We start from the raw sequence: 20,382 nt of genomic DNA, 5'->3' as shown, positions 1-20,382 counted from the left end.
TCGCGGGTCTTGCGTCAGGATCCCGCCCATGTCAGTTCTCTTGTCAGACGACCGCCTGGCCTCCGCCGAGGGTCCGCAGTGAGGTTGCCCGCTGCTCGCGGTCCGCTGACCGACGAGTTGATCGCCGCCCTGCGCCAGCCGGCCGGCTCGGTGCAGCTGTTCGGCGCAGGCCTGGCCCTCGATTCGCCGGCGGCCGCGCTGTCCGACGACGACCTGCAGCTCGGGCTCTGGATCTGTTACGAGCTGCATTACGCCGGTTTCACCGACGCCGAGCCCGGCTGGGAGTGGGAGCCGGAGTTGATGTCCTGGACCAGGGCCCTGGAGGGCCTGTTCGGCTCCGCGCTGCGCAGCTGCGTCTCCCCCGCCCCGACGCCGGGCGGAGATTCGATCGCCGACCGGCTGCGAGCCCTGGTCGACGCCGACGACGGCCCTGCGCTGTCTCGTCATCTGCAGTCCAGCGCCACTGTCGAGGAGTTCCGGGAGTTCGTCACGCATCGCTCGCTCTACCACCTCAAGGAGGCCGATCCGCACAGCTGGGCGATCCCGCGGCTGCGGGGCAAGGCCAAGGCCGCGTTGATTGAGATCCAGTTCGACGAGTACGGCGCCGGCTCGCTGAGCCGGATGCACTCGGAGTTGTTCCGAACGACCATGCGCAGTCTCGGCCTCGACGACAGCTACGGCTGCTATCTCGACCAGGCGCCGGGTGTGACGCTGGCGATCAGCAACCTGATGTCCTATTTCGGCCTGCACCGGGAGAACCGCGGCGCGCTGGTAGGGCACCTGGCTGCCTTCGAGATGACCTCCTCGATGCCCAATCGCCGTTACGGCAAAGGCCTGAGGCGGCTCGGGGGCGACGCCGCGGCCACCCGGTTCTACGACGAGCACGTGACCGCCGACGCCCTGCACGAGCAGCTGGCAGCTCACGACCTGTGCGGCTCAGTGGTGGCCGATGAGCCGGACCTGGCCGATGACGTCCTGTTCGGCGCCGCCTGCGCGCTACACCTGGACAACTTGTTCGCCGCTCACTTGTTGCGCTGCTGGGCCTCGGGAAGGTCCTCGCTGCGCGTCGTCGAGACCGAGCGCCTCACCGGCTACCGGGCGAGCGAGACCGACTCTGGCGCCGTGGTCGGGTGAACACGCCGTGATGGCCTTGAACTACGTCCTGCCCATCAAGAGCGACCAGGGCCGGGACATCGGCGAGCTCGCCCATTATCTCAACGGGCTGAGCGAGTCCGCGCAGGTGATCGTGGTCGACGGCTCGCCGCCGGAGGTCTTCGACGCCCACCGAGCGCTGCTGAGTTCGGCCGTCACCCATGTCCGCCCGGCTGAGGACGTGTGCTTTCGCAACGGCAAAGTCAATGGCGTCCTCACCGGCTTCCGGCTGTGCGGCTCGGACAAGGTGGTCATCGCCGACGACGACGTTCGCTACGAGCCGGCCCAGCTGCACCGCTTGGAACTGGCCCTGGACACCGCCGAGCTGGTGCGCCCGCAGAACTACTTCAGGCCGCTGCCCTGGCATGCCCGTTGGGACACCGCTCGCTCGCTGCTCAACCGCGCGGTGGCCGGCGGCGACTTCCCCGGAACCCTGGCGCTGCGGCTGAGCCCGCAACTGCGAGCGACCGGCTACGACGGTGACGTGCTCTTTGAGAATCTGGAATTGATCCGCACGGTCCGCGCCGCCGGAGGCCGGGAACGGCTGATGCTTGACCTGTACGTGCGGCGGTTGCCGCCCAGCACCCGGCACTTCGTCCGGCAGCGGGTCAGACAGGCCTATGACAGTTTCGCCCAACCTGGTCGGATGACGCTGGAACTGGCGCTGCTGCCGGCCTTCGTCCTGCTCCGGCGGCGCCCGCTTGGCCTGGGCGCGTTACTGGGCGCGGCGGTGGGCCTGGCCGAGATCGGCCGGCGCCGGGGGCAGGGTCAAGCCGTCTTCGCGCCCGGCTCGGTCTGGTTCACTCCGGCCTGGCTGGCCGAGCGTTCGATCTGCTCATGGCTGGCGGTGGCCACCCGGGTGCTGTTCGGCGGAGTGCGTTATTCGGGCGGTCGGATCTGGCGCGCGGCGCACACGGCTGCTGAGTTACGCCAGAGCAGCCGTCAGCAGAATTCGGGCTGAGTTCGGTCAGGCAGGGGTCAGTCAGCTCGGTCGGGACGGATCAGTCGGTCCTGGAACGGGCGCCGGCCGCCAGTTTGTGGCTGCCGTCACAGAACGGCTTGAGCGCCGAGCGTCCGCACCGGCACAGCGCGACCGTCCTGCCGCTGCGCGGGATGGGAGTGCCGTCGAGCTCGCACAGCTCGAAGGCGCCTCGCACGATCAGCGGCCCGTCGGGATAGGCAGTGATGGTCGCCGGCGGCTCGCTGAACTCCGTCATGGGCTCCCCCTCACTCGTTCCCAGCTCTCCTGCCACCGTAATCGACCGGCTGCCGGTTCGATTCCGAGCGGCCCGGCTGACTGCCGGCGCCGGCCGGGCGCACTCGCGCCGGCGCCGCGCCGAGGGCGCCGTCGCGGCAGGCTTGGTCCAGCGTGCGGGCGATGGCCGCCGGCCCCGGCGCCGTTCGCAGCTCCTCCAAGGTGAGGGGCAACGGCACCGACCAGTTCTGCTGCCTCACGGTGCCCGGCAGGTTCGGCCTGAGCTCGACGCCGACGGCGTCCTCCAGGGTCGCGGCCAGCAACCGTGACGGCGCCTGAGCCAAAGCTCGGTACGCCGCGCCGATCACGTCGTGGACGTCGGCGCCGTCTGCCAGGCCGGTCACCTCCGCCAGGTGATCGCGCAGTCGCTCGGTGCTGACCGCGTTGGCGTCCAGGCCGTGGGCGCGCTGGTCGGCCAAGTCAGCACCCGTCCACAGGCCGGCCACGGTGGGCAGGTCGTGGGTGCTCACCGCTGCCAGCGCCGTGACCGGCCAGGTCCGGGCCGGCTCCTCCTCGAACCACAACAGCCGGTAGGAGAGGAGGCCGCGGGCTTCCATCTCCTCACGCAGCCCCGGCGCCACCGTTCCGAGGTCCTCGCCGACCACCACAGCCTGGAACCGGTGGCTCTCCAGCGCCACGATCTCAAGCAGGTCGTGCACGGGGTAGTGGACGTAACCGCCGTCGGCCGGCGAGCAGCCCTGCGGGATCCACCACAACCTGAGCAGGCCCATCACGTGATCGATGCGCAACCCGCCGTGGTGGGCCAGCGTGGATCGGAGGGCCTCGATGAACGGCTGGTAGTCGGCTTGCCGTAACCGCCACGGCACGAACGGGTGCAGTCCCCAATCCTGCCCGCTGACGTTGAACGTGTCCGGCGGGGCGCCCACCGAGACGCCCTCGGCCATCACCTCCTGCCAGGACCAGGTGTCCGCGCCGTCAGGGTCGACGCCGATCGGCAGGTCCTGGATGACTGCCACACCCGGCGCCAGGTCGGCGAGCTGAAGGGTGAGCGACCACTGCAACCAGGCGTGAAAGCTGATCGCGGCGCTCGCCTGGTCCTGGAAGCGCAGCACCGCGGCGCTGTCGGGACGGCGCAGCTCGGCCGGCCAGTCCCGCCAGCTGGTCCCATGCAGCTCTGCCAGCGCGCACCAGGTCGCAAACCGCTCCAGAGTGTGCCCCTGGCCCGCTCGCCAGGTCGTGAAGCGGTCGTCCGAGCCCGTGTGGGTGAAGATCTGCAGCAGCGCCGAGCGCTTGATGTGCCACACCCTGTCCCGGTCGATCAAGGTTTCGGCGTTGGCGGCCCGGCCGGCTTGCTGCAAGTCGCGCAGGTCCACCTGGTCAGCGCCGGGCACGTCCTCGACCCGCAGGTAGATCGGATTGCGGAATGCCCTGCTGGTCGGTGAGTACGGGCTGGCCTGTTGCGGAAAGGTGGGCGCGACGGCGTGCAGCGGGTTGATCAGGACGAAGCCGGCGCCCTGCTCGGCAGCCCACTGGGTCAGCGTGCGGAGGTCCCCGAGGTCTCCGATCCCCCAGCTGAGCCGGGAACGGGCGGCATAGAGCTGCACGGTCCAGCCCCAGAGGCGCTCGGCGGGCAGGTGACAGCGGCCGGGGCCCACGATCAACCGTCGCTGCTGACCGGTTGGTCCGATGAGGCTGTGGTAGCCGAGTGGGCAGTCGGCAGGAAGAACGCCGTCGACCTCCAGCGAGCCGCCGCCCTCTAACAGCACCCGGCCGGTCACCGGCGTCGGCTGGCCGCGGCGCACGACGATCGGAGCGCTGTCCTCGGCGCCGGCGGGCGGGCCGCCCAGCGTCCGGCTCAATCGCTGGATCGTCTCCGCTGCGATGCTGTGCGGCACTCCCTCAGAATCCAGGTAGGTCGGCGCGACGGGCTGACCTGGTTCTTCCAAGATCATCTGTTACGGCCTCGAAGATCGACTGGACCGGACAGCCCCCGAGGTTTACGGGTCGGACCGGCACAAGCAGTATGCCCGTTAGCCTCTGGAGCCGATGCGCAGCCGGAGGCCTGCTGGGCCTTTCGGGCGCCGTCGCTCGATGCGAGCCACTGACCGGCGCCCGCGAGTGGACACGCGACCAGCCGGCGCGGGCGCAGTCTCGCGGGCGCAGTCTCGCGGGCGCCTCGATGCCTGAGCCCCGGTCGGGCCTCATGGCTCCAGCGCGTGCGTCTCCGGACACTGTCAGTAATCGGTTGCGGTGGGGCCGCCACCGCGGCTCGCGGGCGCCGGACGGCAACCGGGAAAATCACGTCAACCCGGGAGAATCACGGTGCGCACCCGACCGGACTACTTGTCAGCCGGTTACATTGCGACTACTTACAGTCTGCTTACCGGAAGCGATTTAGACTGACTCCGCGTCCAAACCGGACAGCGCATGACTCAGCGTTGAGCTCACGTGCGTCCAGGCACGGACCAGGCACCGGAGGTGACCATGTCAGTCTTCTCGACTCCTCTCACCGAATTGCTGTCTGCCACGACTCGGCCGTCGATCACCTCGTCATCGGCGGAGCTGTCGGAGTTGATGCGCCGGCTTGAACCGGCGTCGGAGCCGGCAGAGGTCTTCAAGAGTCTGACTCGGATAGTGGTGCCGCTGCTCTGCGCTTCCAGCAGTGTCTGGATCTGCACAGCGGGAGAGCAGCCCAGCCAGGTCACTTTCCGGGTGACCGACAGCGACGGGTGCGACCAGCGGGCTTGCCAGAGCGCCAAGGCAGGCAGCCCGACCCCCGCTGAGGCCGACGGTGTCCTCGCCCGCGAAGACACCGTCGTCATTCCGATCAACCCGTCGTTCACCGAGGGGCAGCTCCCCTACCGGGGCGCGTTCACGATGAGCTTTCACGGATCACGGCCCACCCTGACCGACGTGCTCTTAGGACACCTGCTGGTCGAGCGCGCGATCGCACTGGTGCAACGCGAACAGCTGGCAGCCAAGATCGACAACCTGCAACGCGCGCTCCACAGCAACCGTGAGATCGGCGCGGCCATGGGAATCCTGATGGCCATGCACAAGCTGACCAGCGACCAGGCCTTCGACCTGTTGCGTCGGACCAGCCAACGCGCGCACGTCAAGATCGCGTCCATCGCGGCGGATGTGATCGAGACCGGCGCGCTGGAGCGGCCCGGCGGCGTCGAGCTGCTGGAGCACTGCCCGAGGCCCGGACCGCCACGGCGCCGACCGCACTTGCGGGTGGCGCGCTGAGATTCGGGGCATTCGTCCTGCCGGCCTGAGCCACGCCCTTGTGGTCAGAGCGCCGCACCGCCTGAACCGGCTCGGCTCAGGCGGGCTGACGCCCGCCGATGGCCCTGATCCTTCCTCGCGGCGCGCAGCCGGCGGCCGGAGAACGTCTTCCTCGGGCCTGGTCGACGGCGCCGCCGCTGCCACGGTTAGCCTCGGAGACCGGACATCGAGAAGGGAAGTGCAGATGAGCGACGAGCCGAACGTGCACCCGGCTGGTGAAGGCCTCAGCGATGAGGAGATGGTCCAGCAGGTGGCGGGTCAGACCGCCAGCGACCTCAAGTACAGCGACGTCTTCGAGCGGGAGTCCGAGGGCGCCACGACCGATGTCGAGGCCGCCAAGGCCTCCGCGGAGGAACTGGCCGGCGACCGATCTCCGACCGGCCCGCGCGAGGACGCCTGACTCACACCGCGGGCGGCCGACCGGCCCACCGCGGGTGGCCCAGCCGCGACGGGCGCTGAGCGGGGCGCCCGTCGCCGGCCGGCTCAGCGGGTCTGGAGCAAGCGCCGCACGGCGGCCAGGTCCGCGCTCACCGCCGCGGCGTCCCGCTCGAAATCGGCGTCGCTCATGCCCGGCTGCCGGCGCAACGTGAACACCAGCTCGCAGCCGTCGCCGTCGGCGATCACCCGCATCGGGTTGTAGAAGCGCTCCCCGGTGGCCAGGGTGACCCAGTGGTCTGCGACCCCGTACGGGTTGGGCTCGGCCATCGCCACCACGACCGGCCCCAGCGGTGACTGGGCGACCCACTGACCGTCGATCCACTCGATCGAGCTGCCCAGACCGGCGGCCCACTCCGGCAGGTTGGCCGGCTGTGAGACGTAGTCATAGACCTCGGCGGCCGGCCGACCGATCCAGACACCGAGGTGCCGTGATTCACCTGCCATGCCCGTCATTGTGCCAAGCGGGCGCCGGGAGCGCCGCTGAGGTTCCTCAGAGCTGAGTGCTCGCGCACTGCTCAGTCGTCGCCCGCAGCACCAGGGCCGGTCGCAACAGCACCTGCCGCTGCGCCACCGCCGACCCGGACAGCCGGCTCACCAGGCGCTCCACCGCCACCGTCGCCAGTTGACGGCCGTCCTGGCTGACCGTGGTCAGACGCAGGTAGGACAGCCTGGCCACCGGGCTGTCGTCATAGCCGACCACCGAGACCCGCCCGGGAACCGGCACTCCCAGCCGAAGGAGCATGTCGAGCAGGCCCACGGCGCAGGCGTCGTTGTAGGCCAGCACCGCGGTCGGCAGGCCCTGGTCAACCAGTCGCCTGGCGGCCGCCGCGCCGTCCTCCTCCCCCGGCCCGCCGGTGATGACGCGGGCCGGACCGGGCAACCCGTGCCGGCGGTGAGCCGCCCGGAAGGCGGCGCGGCGCTGCGCCGCGCCGGCTGAGCGGCCGCCGTCGACGTGGGCGATCAACCGGTGTCCCAGGCCCACCAGGTGCTCGACGGCCAGGCCGACGCCATCGGCGTCGGAGACCCTGACCACGTCAGCCGCCGGCGCGCTCGACGGTTGGCCGACCACCACGACGGGAAGCCGCTCGGCCAGCTCTTGCAGGGCGCGCCTGGCGACCAGCGGCCCCAGCAGGATCGCTGCCTCGCACCGGTAGTCCAGCAGCGTCTCGACCGCCCGCTCAGGCGCGCGGCGCCCGGTCACCGCGCTGAGCACGACTTGGTAGCCGCTCGACTCGGCGGCGGCATAGATTCCCTCGGCCACGTCTGAGTGAAACGGATTGTTCAGGGTCAGGGTGACGCCGATCAGCTTGCTGCGGCCGGCCGCCAGCAGCCTGGCCCGGCCGTCCGGGCGGTAGCCGAGTTCCTCGGCGACGCCCAGCACCCGCTGCCTGGTCGCCTCGCTGGCGCCCGGAACCCCGCGGATCACAATCGAGACCAGGGCGCGTGAGACCCCCGCGCGCGTCGCGACGTCCTGCAGAGTCGGCGGTCGGGCCCGCCTGGGATGAGGGTTCGACATGCTGGTCACGCCCCTTCCTCGTCGACACCGCGACGTTGACACCGCCGCAGCTCGGGGTGAGAATACTCATTGGGTCCTAGAGCGCTCTAGAAGTGGCCGCATGGTGACGCCGCCTGCCGAGAGGAGCAGCATGCCAAGCTTGTCGCTGCGTGATCGGATCGCCGGAGCGCCGATCTCGTGGGGAGTCTGCGAGGCGCCGGGCTGGGGCCATGAGCTAGCCGCTGACCGGGTGCTCGCCGAGATGGCGACGCTGGGCCTGGGCGCGACCGAGCTGGGACCGACGGGCTACCTGGGCGCCGGCGGAGCCGAGGTGCGGGCCCGCCTCGATGAGCACGGCCTGCGGCTGATCGGCGGCTTCCTGCCGGTGCCGCTGCACATCCAGGCCTGCCTGGACTTGTCACAAGCCGAGCACGCCATCGCCACTCTGGGCGCGGCCGGCGCCGAGGTGGTGGTGCTGGCCGCGAGGTCGGCTGACGGCGGCTATGACCACAAGCTCGCGCCCAGCGATGCCCAGTGGCCGATCCTGCTCGCCAATCTCGACCGGTTGGAGAGGCTGGTGGCCGACCACGGCATGCGCGCGACGTTGCATCCGCATGTCGGCACCGCCATCGAGAGCCCCGAGTCGGTGCTGCGGCTGCTGGAGTCAAGCGACATCGGACTGTGCCTGGACACCGGCCACCTGCTGATCGGCGGCATGCAGCCGCTGGAGTTGCTGCGACGCTTCGCCGGCCGGATCGCTCACGTCCACCTCAAGGACGTCCGCTCCGCCGTCGCCCAGCCGGTGGCCGCCGGCCGGATGAGTTACCTGGAAGCGGTGCGAGCCGGGTTGTACGCCCCGCTGGGCGCCGGGGACCTCGACATCCCCGCGATCGTGGCCGCCCTGGAGGCTGCCGGCTATCAAGGCTGGTACGTGCTTGAGCAGGACAGCGCGCTGGAAGGCGAGCCCGCCGCCGGGCAGGGCCCGATCGCCGACGTCGGCCGCAGCATCGACTACCTGCTCGGCGTGGCGACCAGCGCCCGATGACTGGGCCCGCATGATGAGCCTGCCTGCCGGTGGCCGACGACGCCTGGGGGTCGCCGTCATCGGCTGCGGGTGGATGGGCCACGCGCACAGTCGCGGGTACCTCCGGCTCCCCCACCACTACCCCGAGCTGGGCCTTCTCGCGCACCTGGTCACGGTCGCCGATCCCGAGCCCGACCGCCGCGAGGACGCCATCCGGCGGTACGGATTCAGCGACTCGACGCCGGACTGGCGTGCGGTCCTCCACGACGACCGGGTGGAGGCGGTCAGCGTCACGGCGCCGAACTTCTTGCACCGTGAGATCGCGGTGGCGCTGGCTGGGGCCGGCAAGCACCTGTGGATCGAAAAGCCGGTAGGGCTGACCCTGGATGACGCGCGCGCGGTGGCCGAGGCGGTGCGGGCCGGCGGCGTGCAGGCCACGGTGGGCTTCAACTACCGCTACGCGCCGGCTGTCGACCGGGCTCGGGAGCTGCTGCGGCACGGCGCCATCGGCGAGGTCACCAACGCCCGGTTCCGGCTGCTCAGTGACTACGCCGCCCACCCGCAGGGTGCCCTGTCCTGGCGTTTCGAGCGAGCTCAGGGGGGCTCGGGAGTGCTGGGCGACCTGGCCTCGCACGGTGTGGACCTGGCCCGGCACCTGCTCGGCGACATCGCCTCGGTGATGGCCGACAGCGCGATCTTCATCGGCGCCCGGCCCAGACCCGTCGGCGCGGCGAGTCACTTCGCCACAGCCGAGGGCGGCGAGTCGGGCGCGGTGGAGAACGAGGACTACCTCAACTGCCTGCTGCGCTTTGCCAGCGGCGCGCACGGGACGCTGGAAGCCAGCCGGACCGCGGTCGGCCAGCAGAACAACTACGGCTTCACCATCTCCGGCAGCCGCGGCGCGATCTCCTGGGACTTCCGCAGGATGGGCGAGCTGCGGCTGGCGCACGGGCAGGACTACCAGAACGAGCCCAGCGCGGTCGAGCATGTCGGTCCCGGCAGCGGTGACTTCGCGCGGTTCCAACCCGGCGCCGGCATCGCGATGAGCTATGACGACCTCAAGGTCATCGAGGCGGCTCGCTTCCTGCGGTCCATCGAATCGGGCACACCGCACGGCGCGAGCGTCGAGGACGCCGTGCACAGCGCGACAGCCCTGCACGCGATGGCTGACTCGGTCAGCCGCGGAGAGTGGGTCGCGCTCACCGGCTCCATCTGAGCTGGCCGGCCTTGCCCTGCTGGTGGGCGTCGAATCCGGGCAACGAGCGCGGCACCCCGACCTCCCACCAGGCGCCTGACTCCGTCCAGGCCGACGGATCGGTCCGGCAGACCAGCACCGCCGGGCGGTTCTCGGCGACTGCCAGCTCACGCGCCCTGGCATAGCCGGCCCGCAGCTGGGCGACGTCGGCGCCGGCTGGCACGTCGACCACCGCGCAGCCCAGTGACGCGGCGTGAGCGGCGAAGTCCACTCGCACGCCACCCGGCTCGGCGCCGGGACCGGCGCAGTCTGCGAGCAGGTTGTTGAAGCCGGCGGCGCCCTGACCGGTCTGCAACCGATGGATGACGGCGTAGCCGCCGTTGTCGCAGAGCACGGCCACGAACCGGTGTCCGGCGAAAGCCGCCGAGAACAGCTCCGAGTTCAGCATCAGGTACGAGCCGTCGCCGAGCAGAGCCGTCACTATCCCGTTGGGGTGGCTGGCGGCCCAGGCGATCGAGGCGCCCCAGGGCCCGGCGATCTCGTATCCCATGCATGAGAAGCCGTATTCCAGATCCATGCTGGCCACCGCTGTGGCCCGCCAGCCGCCGTTGAGCTCACCCGGTATGCCCCCGGAGCTGCCCAGCACGTAATCCTCGGCGGTGCTGGCCTCGTTCACCACCCCCACCACCTGGGCGTAGCTCAGCGAGCCGTCGGAGGCGCCAGCGCGCAGCGTGTCGATGTGGGCGTCCCAGGCGGCCCGCTCGGTGACAGCCCGCTCGGCCCAGGCCGGCGGCGCGTGCCAGCCGGCAAGGGCGCGGTCCAGTTCGGCCAGCGTCGCCTGAGCGTCGCCGACCACGGCCGAACCCGCGTGCTTGACCGCGTCGAAGCGGGCCGCGTTGACCGAGACGATCCGAACGTCCGCCGCGAACACGCTCCAGGACGACGTCGTGAAGTCCTGCAGCCTGGTGCCCACCGCGAGCACGACGTCGGCGACGGCTGCCAGCGCGTTGGCTGACGCTGACCCGATCGTGCCCAGGCCACCGGCGTTGAGCGGGTGCGGGTCGGGCATCAGGGTCCTGCCGGCCGAGGTCTCGGCGACCGGGATCTGATGGGCTTGGGCGAATGCGAGCAACTGCCCAGCCGCGCCGGAGTAGCGGACGCCGCCGCCGGCGACTATCAACGGCCGCTCGGCGGCGCGCAGGATGCCCGCCGCATCGGCCAGGTCGCGGGCATCGGGCCGCTGCCGGGGCACCCGGTGCAGCCTGGGCTGAAACATCCGCGCCGGAAAGTCGAACTCCTCGACCTGGACGTCCTGCGGCAGGGCCAGCACGACCGGTCCGGTGTCAGCCGGATCGGTCAGCACCCGAGCGACCTGGGGCAGGGTGGCCAGCAGCTGCTCCGGCCGGGTGATCCGGTCGAAGTAGCGGGCGACCGGCCGGAACGCGTCGTTGACGCTGATCGTCGGGTCACCGAAGTGCTCGACCTGCTGCAGCACCGGGTCAGGCGCGCGGCCGGCGAAGGTGTCACCGGGCAGCAGCAGCACCGGCAACCGGTTGGCGTGCGCCACGCCGGCGGCCGTCACCATGTTGAGGGCGCCCGGTCCGATCGAGGACGTCGCGGCCATCACCTGCCGCCGGTCGGTGGCACGCGCGTAGGCCACCGCGGCCAGTGCCATGCCCTCTTCGGTCTGGCCGCGCCAGACCGGCAGTTGCTCGCGCGCCTCGGCAAGCGCGGTTCCCAGTCCCAGCACGTTGCCATGGCCGAAAATGGCGAACACCCCGCCGAACAAAGGCGCTTCGGCGCCGTCGAGGAGCTCCGAGCGCTGCGCGAGCATCCAGCGCACCAGCGCCTGGGCAGTGCTCAGCCGGACGGTGGGCTGGTCGTCCTCGGTCATCGGCAGCTCCCTGGGATGATGTCGGACGCCGGTTCGACGCCGGGCCCCGCCGGTCCGGCCGCCGAGGTCATCGGGCACCGCGGATCCGTCGGCTGCCCGGCCCAGCTGTCTCGCACCCAACCATGCGCCGGGTCGTCGCAGAACGCCATCGAGCGCTGCGGACCCGGCCCGGCCAGGACATTGAGGTAATACATCGGATACCCCGGCGCAGCCACGCACGGGCCGTGATAGCCATGCCGGATCAGCGCCACATCACCGTCACGCACCTCGATCAGGTCATCGATCGGGGCAAGGCCGGCCGCCTCGTGCTCCGGTCCGGTGTAGCTGCGATGCACGCCGAAGCCCTGCCGGCTCGGGGTGACCTGGTCGGCGCCGGCGATCCGGTAGTAGTAGATCTCCTCGTTGACCACCGGGCACGGCGCGCTGGCATCGTGCTTGTGCGGCGGATAGCTCGACCAGTTGCCCGGCGGGGTGAGCAACTCGCAGCAGATGAGCCGTTCGGCGTGCTCCCAGACGCCCGGGACGCCGAAGTTGTTGACCTGCCGGGTCGCCGCCCCGGCGCCGCGGACCTCGACCGGAACGCCTGTCGCCGGGCCGTACGCCGGCGGCCGGCGCTGCTCGCAGCGTGCCGAGGGCAGCGCCAGAACCGCCGGCGCCGCGCTGGAAAGGCTCACCTCGCTGTCCCTGCCCACATAGGCGAAATCACTGACGTGGGTGAACACCGAGGGCCGGCCGGTCAAGGTGAGCCGGCGTTCGACGGCGCCGTCCGGCCCGTAGACCTCGACTGTCGCGCCGCCGGACAGCGGCAGGACGAACAGCTCGCTGTCCCCGGTGCTCAGCCGCACCGGGATGTCGGGCGCCAGTTCGAGGACCCGCAGGCCGGCGTAGCTCCAGCCCGCGTCCTCTGGCCTGAGATCCAGCAGCAGCTGCGACTGACCCAGCCCTTCGGCGCGGGCCTGTTCGGCCGGGCCGGCGCCGGCCGGGATGATGCCGGTCATCGCAAGCCTGTCGCGCTGGCGGCGCGCAGCACCTGAGCGGCGGCGTCCACCGCGGTGGCGACGTCGCCGTCGGCGGGATACAGCACTGTCCGGCCCACCACCAGGCCGCGCACCACGGGCTGGCGCAGGGTCCGGGCCCAGAAGGCGACCTGCGCCGCCTGGTCGGCTTCGGCGACGCCGCCGAGCACCACGCACGGAAGCGTGGTGCAGGCGTAGACCGTGTCGGGGTCCTCGCAGGCAGGCATCTTCAGCCAGGTGTAGGCGCTGGTCGTCCCCAGGGCCGAGGCCACCGTCATCGCCCGGCACAGCGAGCCGACGTCGGTCCGCAGCACCAGGGCGCCGCTGTCGTCACGGTGGTAGGGCAATGGCTCCACCATCGCCATCAGGCGGTGGGCCGCGAGCTCGCTGACAGCCTGAGCGCATCCTTCAAGGGTGGTGGCGGTGCCTGCGTCATGGTCATCGAGGCGCAGCAGCATCTTGCCGCCCTCGAGATTGCAGGCGGCGATGCTCGCGGCGTCATAGCCGGTGAACCGGTCATCCATCGTCCAGCTCGCGCCGTCGAGGCCACCGCGGTTCATCGAGCCGATCACGACCTTGCCCTCCAGGGCGCCCAGCAGCAGCAACTCCTCGATGACATCAGGTGATCCGAGCACGCCATCGACGTCAGGATGCGCCAGGGCCGTCACCAATCGACGCAGCAGACTCCGCCGGTCAGCCATCGCCAGCGGGTCGCCCCCGGTCGCCAGCGCGCCGCGGGCCGGGTGGTCAGCGGCCACCAGGAATATCGTGCCCCGGTCGTTGAGCAATCGCGGTGGGCGCTTGCGCGCGGCGTAGGCCTCGGCGATCGCCTGCGGGCGCTCAGCGCGCAGATCCAGCAACCGCTGGTACCGCTCGTCGGAGATCCGGTCCGGCATCAGCTGCCGCCTTCGCTTTCCCGACGCCGGCCGAGCAGCTCGGCCAGCTCGGCCAGGCTCGGCATGGCGTCGGCGCAGGCCAGCCGGGAGGCCACGATCGCTCCGGCCGCGTTGGCGTGCTCGGCGATGCTGACCGGCGACCAGCCCGACAGCAGGCCGTGCACGACGGCGGCGCCGAAGGCGTCACCGGCGCCGAGCCCGCAGACCACCTCGACGCCCAGCGGCGCGACGACGGTCATCGAATCGGCTGTGGCCACCAGCACCCCGTCGGCGCCCAGCTTCACCAGGGCGAGCTCGACGCCGCACTCGAGCAGCCGGCGAGCGGCCAGCCGCGGGTCGCTGGTTCCCACCGCCACCTCGACCTCGCGACGGTTGCCGACCGCCACGCTGACATGGGGCAGCATCCGCTGGTACTGCTCACGCGCTTGGGCCGGTGACTGCCAGAACATCGGACGCCAGTCCAGGTCGAGCACTGTCCAGCGGCCGGCGGCCGAATCCGGCCGGCCCCGCCTGCTCAGCATCTCCAGCTGGGTCGAGCGGGCCGGCTCTGCCGACACGCCAGTCCCGGTGACCCACAACAGCGGCACCTCGGCGACCAGATCCCAGGGCACGTCCTGCGCCGTCAGGGTCAGGTCCGGAGCGGTGGGAAGCCGGTAGAACAGCAGCGGAGGATCCTCCGGCGGGTCCAGCGCGCAGAACACCACCGGCGTCAACAGCTCGGGCGCGGTGCCGACGAACCGGTTGTCGACCCCGAAGTCGGCCAGCGCCTGGCGCACGTAACTTCCGAAACCGTCTGGCCCCACCTTGGTCAGCACCGCGCTGCGCCGGCCCAGACGGGCCGCGCCGACCGCGACATTAGTGGCGGTTCCTCCCAAGGACCTGGCGAAGGTGCTCACCTGCGCCAGCGGCACGCCGGACTGCTGCGGGTACAGGTCGACGCCCACCCGGCCGACCGTCAGCACCTCGGCCATCGCCTCCACGCCGCTCACCCGGGCGCCGTGCTCTGAGCCGGTCGCGCGCCGCCGGTCGGCGCCGGGTACAGCTCGGGCCGGTCCAGGTGGCTGACGGGCTGGGCGAGGCCGGTCCGCAGCGCCAGGATGCCGGCCTGAGCGGTGACCGTGGCCGCGTAGCCGTCCCAGCTGGTGGCCGCGTCACAGGGCGCGCCGTACTCGATCGAGTCGACCCAATTCTGCAGCTCGCTCCGGTACGCCGCCGCGAAGCGCGGCCGCCAGTCCGCCGGCACCGCCCGCAGCACTGCTCCGGCGCGCCGCTCGACGACCGGCGCCGGGGCGTCCAGCGAGACGGTGCCCCGCTCGGCGACCAGCTCACAGCGGACCTCGTAACCGTAGCCGGAGTTGACGAAGACCTCGATGTCGATGATCACGCCGCTGCTCGATTCCACCACCAGGAACAGCGGATCCTCGGTCGGCAGCGACGCCCGCGAGCTGCGCGGACGGTGCACGGTGATCCGGCTCAGCTCCTCCCCCAGCAACCAGCGAGCGATGTCGAGCTCGTGAACGGCCGAGCCTGAGATCAGCGACTCGCTCGGCAGGCCCGCTGGCGCCTGCTGGTTGCGGTGCGTGCAGTGCAGCATCAGCGGCAAACCCAGCCCGCCGGCGTCGACCGCCTGCTTGAGCCGCAAGTACCCGGGGTCGAACCGGCGCATGAAGCCGACGCTGACCAACCGTCGGCCGACCGCCAGCTCCGCGGCGATGATCCGCTCGCAACCGGCCACGTCCGGCGCCAGCGGCTTCTCGCACAGCACCGGCTTGCGGCCGGCGAGCGCGGCCAGCACGAATCGCTCATGGGTCGGGTCCGCCGAGGCCACCACCACGGCGTCGACCGCGCTGTCGGCGATCAGCTCGAACGGGTCGTCGAAGGCCCGGGCCGAGGGCACCCGGGCGACCGTGGCCGCAGCGCGCTCGGCGTCGAGGTCGAACACCCCGCGCACCTGTGCCGCGGAGACCTCACGGTCCAGCAGCCGGGCGTGCTCGGCGCCCATCACCCCGGTGCCGATGATCGCGACGCCCACCGTCATCTGCGGACTTCCTCTCGCCTCACGCGCGGCCCGGCCCGGCGGCTGCGCCGCTCGCCCGAGCGGTCCGGCTCACTGGCCCAGATGGGAGCTGTCGCGCAGCATGCCGCGCCCAGGCTCCTCAGCGGCGGTGGCGGAGGAATGGTGGTCATCAGAGCCGGCCTGATCCGGGCGCTGCAGCTCATGCGCCAGTTGCTCCAACTCCGCGCCGCCGGCCATCAGGCCGGTCAGCTCGGCCAGCGAGATCTCGGACTTGGCGAAGTCACCCAGGCTGCGGCCCCGCTTGAGCAGCAGGAACCGGTCCCCCACCGGGTAGGCGTGATGCGGATTGTGGGTGATGAAGATGACGCCCAGGCCTCGGTCGCGGGCCTGCACGATGTATTTGAGCACCACACCCGCCTGCTTGACCCCGAGCGCGGACGTCGGCTCGTCCAAGATCAGCAGCCGGGCGCCGAAGTAGACGGCCCGGGCGATCGCCACCGACTGCCGCTCGCCGCCGGACAGCGTGCCGACCGGCTGGTCGGGATCGCGGATGTCGATTCCCATGTCGGCCAGCTCCTTGCGGGTGATGGCCTTGGCCTTGTCGGCGTCGAAGCGGCGGAACGGCCCCCAGCCCTTGGTCGGCTCGGAGCCCAGGAAGAAGTTGCGCCAGATGGCCATCAGCGGAACCATCGCCAGGTCCTGGTAGACAGTGGCGATCCCGGCGTCGAGGGAGTCCCGCGGAGAGGACAGCGTGACCGGCTTGCCGTCGATCAGCAGTTGGCCCTGATCGGGCTGGTAGACGCCGGCCAGCGTCTTGATGAACGTGGACTTGCCGGCGCCGTTGTCACCCAGCACGGAGGTCACCTGGCCGGCCCGCACCGTGGTGGAGATGTCGAACAGCGAGATGACGCTGCCGAAGGTCTTGGTGATGTTCTGGATCTCCAGCAGCGGCGCGCCGGAGTCCGGGGCCCCCTGGCGAACCTGCCGCGCGCTGTCGAACGTGATCTCGGCGTCGGTCATGGGCCTACCTCCTGCTCTGTTCGGCATAGCGCCGCACGATCTGGTTGGCCAGCACCGCCAGCAGCAGCATCGCCCCGACGAACAGCTTGAACCAGTCCGAATTCCAGCCCGCGTAGACAATGCCCTGCTGGGTCATGCCAAAGATCAACGCACCCACCGCCGCGCCGATGACCGAGCCGTAACCGCCGGTCAGCAGGCAGCCGCCGATCACGGCGGCCACGATGAAGATCAGCTCCTGGCCGATGCCCACCTGCGCCTGGATGGTGCCGAACCGAATGATCTGGGTGTTGCCCACGAACCAGGCGAAGGCCGAGGTGAGCATGAACAGGGTGATGGTGGTGCGGCCCGTCGGCACGCCGACGTTCTTGCTGGCGTCGGGGTCACCGCCGGTGGCGAAGATCCAGTTGCCGAACCGGGTCTTGAGCAGCAGGTACGAGCCGAGCGCGGTGAGCAGCAACCACCACAGGATCGCGATCTGAAAACCGCTGCCGGCGATGGAGATGGTGGAGCCGAAGACGTCCTTCAACGGTTGGTAACCAGGCACCAGGTCGAGGTTGGAGACCTGCACGGTGTTGGTGACCTGCTTGGTGACGCCGAGGTTGATGCCCTGCAGGCCCAGGAATGTCCCCAGGGTGATGATGAAACTGGGCAGACCGGTCCTGACCACCAGGTAGCCGTTGAGGAATCCGATGGCCAGCATCAGCAGCAGCGACACCGCCAGCGAGGCGTAGACCTGCAGGCCCCAGTAGGTGGTCATGATGCCGGTCGCCAAGCCGGCGGTGCCGGTCTGGACGCCGGCCGACAGGTCGAAGTGCCCGCCGATCATCAGCAACGCCACCGGAATCGCCATCAGCCCCACCGTGGAGGCCGTGTCGAGCCAGTTGGCTACCCCGCGGGTGGAACGGAACACCTCCGACTGGGTGGCGAAGAAGGCGAAGACGACGATGGCGCCGATCAGCGAGCCGAACTCGGGCTTGATCAGCAACTGGCGCAGCGGGCTGACCTTGGCCACCCGCTCGTCGCCGGCGACGGTCACGGCGGTCATCGGGTGCCGCCGGCCGCGAGCTTGAGAACCGCCGCGGCGTTCTCCTTGGTGATCAGGTCGGGGCCGGTGAGCACCGGCAGGCCGCCGCCGAGCACGTTGAGGTTGGTCTTGTAGAGAGTCAGCATCTGCACCGCCAGGTAGCCCTGCAGGTAGGGCTGCTGGTCCACCGCGAAGTCGATCTTGCCGTCCAGCACGCCCTTGGCGACGTCGGCGTTCAGGTCGAAGGTGGCCAGCTTTGCGCTGGAGCCTGCCCCGCTGATCGCGCCCAGGGCAGTCGAGGCCACCTGGCCTCCGAGGGTCACGACGCCGTCGATGGACTTGTCCTGCTGCAGCTTGGCCCGGATGGTGGCCTGAGCGGCGGGGAGGTTGTTGTTGTCGACCTGGATATTGGTGACCGCGCCGCCGAGGGCGCTCTTGACACCCTCGCAGCGGGTCTCCAGGCCTACGTTGCCGGCTTCGTGGATGACGCAGATGACGTTGGTGACTTTTTCTGTCTTGAGCCTGCTGCCGACCGCCTCGCCGGCGACCCTCTCGTCCGAGCCGATATGCGACAGCGCGCCGTAGGCCTTGGACTCAGCGCCGCCGGCGTTGATCGTGATCACCGGGATGCCGGCCGCGACCGCCCGCTGCACGGCCGCCTTGACGGCCTGCGGATTGGCCATCGACACCACCAGGCCGTCGGGCTTCTGGTTGACGGCATTGTCGATCAGCTTGGACTGGTTGGTCGGATCGCCCTCGCTCTGGTAGCTGACCGCGTCACCCATGTCCTTGCCGGCTTGAACGGCGCCGGCCTTGACGATGCTCCAGAAGGCGTCGCCGGCGCCGCCGTGCGTCACCACCGCGATCTTGAAGCCGTAGCCGCCGCTGCCGCCCTCGGCCTTGTCAGTCTGCCGGTTCACCGCGTTCTCGCTGCTGCAGGCCGAGATGGCCAGCACCGGCACGAGCAAGGTGGCCAACAGCCATCTCGACTTCGTTGCGCGCATGTCCTATCGCCTCATCTTCTGTCAGTCGGTGCGGGTGCTGAGCTGGTCTGGTGCCTGGCGCCTGGTGTCTAGGTGGCGGTCGGGAAGGAGTAGCTGGCGGCCGAGCCGGACTGGTGCTCAGGCCACCGGGAGGTCACGACCTTGCCGCGGGTGTAGAACGAGACTCCCTCGGCGCCGTGCACGTGCTTGTCGCCGAACAACGAGTCCTTCCAGCCACCGAAGGAGTAGTAGGCCATCGGAACCGGGATAGGCACGTTGACGCCGATCATGCCGACCTTGACGCCGCGCTGGAACCTGCGGGCGGCGTCGCCGCTGGAGGTGAAGATCGCGGTGCCGTTTCCGTAGGGATTGGCGTTGATCAGGTCGATCGCCTCTTCAACCGTCTGGACCCGCAGCACCGACAGGACCGGGCCGAAGATCTCCTCGCGGTAGACATCCATCGAGGTGGTGACCTCGTCGATCACGGTCGGGCCCACGAAGAAGCCGTCCTGGCCGCCTTCCACCCGCAGGCCCCGGCCGTCGACGCTGAGCCGGGCGCCCTGTTCGGCGCCGCTGCCGATCAGGCCCTCGATGCGGTCCTTGGCCGCCTGGGTGATCACCGGGCCCATCTCGCTGTCGCTCTGGCGGCCCGGCCCGACCTTGACCGCACGCGCCTTGGCTGAGACCGCCTCGACCAACCGGTCGGCCGCCGCGCCCACCGCCACGGTCGCCGAGACCGCCATGCAGCGCTCACCGGCTGAGCCGAAGGCGGCTGCCACCAGGTGGTCGGAGGCGAAGTCGAGGTCCGCGTCAGGCAGCACCACCGCGTGGTTCTTGGCGCCGCCGAGCGCCTGCACCCGCTTGCCCGTCGCGCTGGCCCGCTGGTGGATGTAGCGAGCGATCGGAGTGGAGCCGACGAAGGACACCGCTGCCACGTCGGGTGAGTCCAGCAGCGCGTCCACCGCCTCCTTGTCACCGTGCACGACATTGAACACGCCGTCGGGCAGGCCGGCTCGCTGCCACAGCTCAGCGACCAGCATCGACGCCGACGGGTCGCGCTCGCTGGGCTTGAGCACGAAGGTGTTGCCGCAGGCGATCGCGACCGGGTGCATCCACATCGGGACCATCACCGGAAAGTTGAACGGGGTGATGCCGGCGACCACGCCCAGCGGCTCGCGAAAGGAGTAGGTGTCGATGCCGGCCGAGACCTGGTCGGAGTACTCGCCCTTGAGCAGGTGCGGGATGCCGCAGGCGAACTCGACGACCTCCAGGCCGCGCTGCACCTCGCCACGGGCGTCGCTGAGCACCTTGCCGTGCTCGTCGGTGATCAGCTCGGCCAACTCGTCGATGTGGCTGTTGACCAGTTCGCGGAAGCTGAAGAGAATCTTGGCGCGCCGGCTCAGCGAGCTCTGGGACCAGTCGATAAAGGCCGTGGACGCCACCTGCACCGCGTCGCTGACCTCGGCCGCTGACGCCAGCGCCACCTGGGCCTGCTGCTGACCGGTGGCCGGGTTGAACACCGGCGCCCGGCGGCCTCCCGTCTCAGCCAGCCGCTTGCCGCCGACCCAGTGCTCGATCGTCGTCCCCATCATCTGCCCTTCGCCGTGTTGACCGCCGCTTGCGCCGCGGCCCGTCCGCCGACGAGCCCACGCTTGCGCGACTGAGGTGCCGCCCACGTTCACGACGGCTGTCACACCGTCGTGCCGCGTTCCTCAGGAAACCGT

At 70.5% G+C, this 20,382-nt stretch carries 19 protein-coding genes; 6 read left to right on the top strand and 13 right to left on the bottom strand.

From position 1 onward, the window contains the following. Nucleotides 1-78 precede the first annotated feature (78 nt). Complete coding sequence (locus VGB75_05575) at nucleotides 79-1,134, top strand: iron-containing redox enzyme family protein (protein HEY0166495.1); 1,056 nt, start codon at nucleotides 79-81, stop codon at nucleotides 1,132-1,134. Between the two features lie 7 nt (nucleotides 1,135-1,141). After that, complete coding sequence (locus VGB75_05570; protein HEY0166494.1) at nucleotides 1,142-2,113, top strand: hypothetical protein; 972 nt, start codon at nucleotides 1,142-1,144, stop codon at nucleotides 2,111-2,113. A gap of 40 nt (nucleotides 2,114-2,153) precedes the next feature. Here VGB75_05570 and VGB75_05565 read toward each other — a convergent pair whose 3' ends face one another. Both VGB75_05565 and malQ read right to left on the bottom strand, forming a co-directional pair. Next, nucleotides 2,154-2,369, bottom strand: a complete 216-nt coding sequence (locus tag VGB75_05565; GenBank protein HEY0166493.1) for a CDGSH iron-sulfur domain-containing protein — start codon at nucleotides 2,367-2,369, stop codon at nucleotides 2,154-2,156. A 10-nt stretch (nucleotides 2,370-2,379) separates the two neighbouring features. Then, nucleotides 2,380-4,320, bottom strand: a complete 1,941-nt coding sequence (gene malQ / locus VGB75_05560) for a 4-alpha-glucanotransferase (protein HEY0166492.1) — start codon at nucleotides 4,318-4,320, stop codon at nucleotides 2,380-2,382. A gap of 532 nt (nucleotides 4,321-4,852) precedes the next feature. Between malQ and VGB75_05555 the strand changes: the two genes are divergently transcribed. After that, nucleotides 4,853-5,617, top strand: a complete 765-nt coding sequence (locus VGB75_05555; protein ID HEY0166491.1) for an ANTAR domain-containing protein — start codon at nucleotides 4,853-4,855, stop codon at nucleotides 5,615-5,617. Nucleotides 5,618-5,840: 223 nt separating this feature from the next. Beyond that, complete coding sequence (locus VGB75_05550; protein HEY0166490.1) at nucleotides 5,841-6,056, top strand: hypothetical protein; 216 nt, start codon at nucleotides 5,841-5,843, stop codon at nucleotides 6,054-6,056. An 83-nt stretch (nucleotides 6,057-6,139) separates the two neighbouring features. Here VGB75_05550 and VGB75_05545 read toward each other — a convergent pair whose 3' ends face one another. Both VGB75_05545 and VGB75_05540 read right to left on the bottom strand, forming a co-directional pair. After that, a complete protein-coding gene (locus tag VGB75_05545) occupies nucleotides 6,140-6,538 on the bottom strand; it encodes a hypothetical protein (GenBank protein HEY0166489.1) in 399 nt (132 codons plus the stop codon). Nucleotides 6,539-6,584: 46 nt separating this feature from the next. After that, a complete protein-coding gene (locus VGB75_05540; protein ID HEY0166488.1) occupies nucleotides 6,585-7,610 on the bottom strand; it encodes a LacI family DNA-binding transcriptional regulator in 1,026 nt (341 codons plus the stop codon). Nucleotides 7,611-7,740: 130 nt separating this feature from the next. Between VGB75_05540 and VGB75_05535 the strand changes: the two genes are divergently transcribed. Beyond that, nucleotides 7,741-8,634, top strand: coding sequence for a TIM barrel protein (locus VGB75_05535; protein ID HEY0166487.1), 894 nt, complete (start codon nucleotides 7,741-7,743; stop codon nucleotides 8,632-8,634). Nucleotides 8,635-8,644: 10 nt separating this feature from the next. After that, nucleotides 8,645-9,829 carry a Gfo/Idh/MocA family oxidoreductase gene (locus VGB75_05530; GenBank protein HEY0166486.1) on the top strand — a complete coding sequence of 395 codons (1,185 nt, stop codon included), beginning with the start codon at nucleotides 8,645-8,647 and terminating at the stop codon, nucleotides 9,827-9,829. On the opposite strand, the gene iolD is transcribed toward VGB75_05530, so the two are convergent. From iolD to VGB75_05485, 9 genes are all read right to left on the bottom strand, one after another. Beyond that, the gene (gene iolD, locus VGB75_05525; protein HEY0166485.1) at nucleotides 9,813-11,702 is read right to left on the bottom strand and encodes a 3D-(3,5/4)-trihydroxycyclohexane-1,2-dione acylhydrolase (decyclizing); all 1,890 of its coding nucleotides are present in this window, start codon (nucleotides 11,700-11,702) and stop codon (nucleotides 9,813-9,815) included. The two genes, VGB75_05530 and iolD, sit on opposite strands and share 17 nt — an antisense overlap. Then, complete coding sequence (iolB, locus tag VGB75_05520; protein ID HEY0166484.1) at nucleotides 11,699-12,700, bottom strand: 5-deoxy-glucuronate isomerase; 1,002 nt, start codon at nucleotides 12,698-12,700, stop codon at nucleotides 11,699-11,701. The genes iolD and iolB overlap by 4 nt, the downstream gene beginning before the upstream one ends. Then, a complete protein-coding gene (locus VGB75_05515; protein HEY0166483.1) occupies nucleotides 12,697-13,614 on the bottom strand; it encodes a deoxyribose-phosphate aldolase in 918 nt (305 codons plus the stop codon). The genes iolB and VGB75_05515 overlap by 4 nt, the downstream gene beginning before the upstream one ends. Then, nucleotides 13,614-14,603, bottom strand: coding sequence for a 5-dehydro-2-deoxygluconokinase (gene iolC / locus VGB75_05510; protein HEY0166482.1), 990 nt, complete (start codon nucleotides 14,601-14,603; stop codon nucleotides 13,614-13,616). Before iolC ends, VGB75_05515 begins: the two co-directional genes overlap by 1 nt. After that, a complete protein-coding gene (locus VGB75_05505; GenBank protein HEY0166481.1) occupies nucleotides 14,600-15,652 on the bottom strand; it encodes a Gfo/Idh/MocA family oxidoreductase in 1,053 nt (350 codons plus the stop codon). The genes iolC and VGB75_05505 overlap by 4 nt, the downstream gene beginning before the upstream one ends. Before the next feature lie 69 nt (nucleotides 15,653-15,721). Beyond that, a complete protein-coding gene (locus VGB75_05500) occupies nucleotides 15,722-16,651 on the bottom strand; it encodes an ATP-binding cassette domain-containing protein (protein HEY0166480.1) in 930 nt (309 codons plus the stop codon). 4 nt (nucleotides 16,652-16,655) lie between these two features. Then, nucleotides 16,656-17,696, bottom strand: coding sequence for an ABC transporter permease (locus tag VGB75_05495; GenBank protein HEY0166479.1), 1,041 nt, complete (start codon nucleotides 17,694-17,696; stop codon nucleotides 16,656-16,658). Next, on the bottom strand, nucleotides 17,693-18,679 hold the full coding sequence (locus VGB75_05490) for a sugar ABC transporter substrate-binding protein (GenBank protein HEY0166478.1): 987 nt from the start codon (nucleotides 18,677-18,679) through the stop codon (nucleotides 17,693-17,695). The genes VGB75_05495 and VGB75_05490 overlap by 4 nt, the downstream gene beginning before the upstream one ends. A gap of 68 nt (nucleotides 18,680-18,747) precedes the next feature. Then, the gene (locus VGB75_05485; GenBank protein ID HEY0166477.1) at nucleotides 18,748-20,250 is read right to left on the bottom strand and encodes a CoA-acylating methylmalonate-semialdehyde dehydrogenase; all 1,503 of its coding nucleotides are present in this window, start codon (nucleotides 20,248-20,250) and stop codon (nucleotides 18,748-18,750) included. Nucleotides 20,251-20,382 lie beyond the last annotated feature (132 nt).

This window comes from Jatrophihabitans sp. (genome assembly GCA_036399055.1).
In the GTDB taxonomy this organism is placed as follows: Bacteria; Actinomycetota; Actinomycetes; order Mycobacteriales; family Jatrophihabitantaceae; genus Jatrophihabitans_A.
Note: the sequence above shows the minus strand (reverse complement) of the source record. Positions and strands in the feature narration are given on the sequence as shown.

Coding starts and splice junctions, on each gene's coding strand:
- VGB75_05565 (HEY0166493.1), bottom strand. CDS start 2,369: ATGACGGAGTTCAGCGAGCCGCCGGCGACCATCACTGCCTATCCCGAC.
- malQ (HEY0166492.1), bottom strand. CDS start 4,320: ATGATCTTGGAAGAACCAGGTCAGCCCGTCGCGCCGACCTACCTGGAT.
- VGB75_05555 (HEY0166491.1), top strand. CDS start 4,853: ATGTCAGTCTTCTCGACTCCTCTCACCGAATTGCTGTCTGCCACGACT.
- VGB75_05550 (HEY0166490.1), top strand. CDS start 5,841: ATGAGCGACGAGCCGAACGTGCACCCGGCTGGTGAAGGCCTCAGCGAT.
- VGB75_05545 (HEY0166489.1), bottom strand. CDS start 6,538: ATGGCAGGTGAATCACGGCACCTCGGTGTCTGGATCGGTCGGCCGGCC.
- VGB75_05540 (HEY0166488.1), bottom strand. CDS start 7,610: ATGTCGAACCCTCATCCCAGGCGGGCCCGACCGCCGACTCTGCAGGAC.
- VGB75_05535 (HEY0166487.1), top strand. CDS start 7,741: ATGCCAAGCTTGTCGCTGCGTGATCGGATCGCCGGAGCGCCGATCTCG.
- VGB75_05530 (HEY0166486.1), top strand. CDS start 8,645: ATGATGAGCCTGCCTGCCGGTGGCCGACGACGCCTGGGGGTCGCCGTC.
- iolD (HEY0166485.1), bottom strand. CDS start 11,702: ATGACCGAGGACGACCAGCCCACCGTCCGGCTGAGCACTGCCCAGGCG.
- iolB (HEY0166484.1), bottom strand. CDS start 12,700: ATGACCGGCATCATCCCGGCCGGCGCCGGCCCGGCCGAACAGGCCCGC.
- VGB75_05515 (HEY0166483.1), bottom strand. CDS start 13,614: ATGCCGGACCGGATCTCCGACGAGCGGTACCAGCGGTTGCTGGATCTG.
- VGB75_05505 (HEY0166481.1), bottom strand. CDS start 15,652: ATGACGGTGGGCGTCGCGATCATCGGCACCGGGGTGATGGGCGCCGAG.
- VGB75_05500 (HEY0166480.1), bottom strand. CDS start 16,651: ATGACCGACGCCGAGATCACGTTCGACAGCGCGCGGCAGGTTCGCCAG.
- VGB75_05495 (HEY0166479.1), bottom strand. CDS start 17,696: ATGACCGCCGTGACCGTCGCCGGCGACGAGCGGGTGGCCAAGGTCAGC.
- VGB75_05490 (HEY0166478.1), bottom strand. CDS start 18,679: ATGCGCGCAACGAAGTCGAGATGGCTGTTGGCCACCTTGCTCGTGCCG.
- VGB75_05485 (HEY0166477.1), bottom strand. CDS start 20,250: ATGATGGGGACGACGATCGAGCACTGGGTCGGCGGCAAGCGGCTGGCT.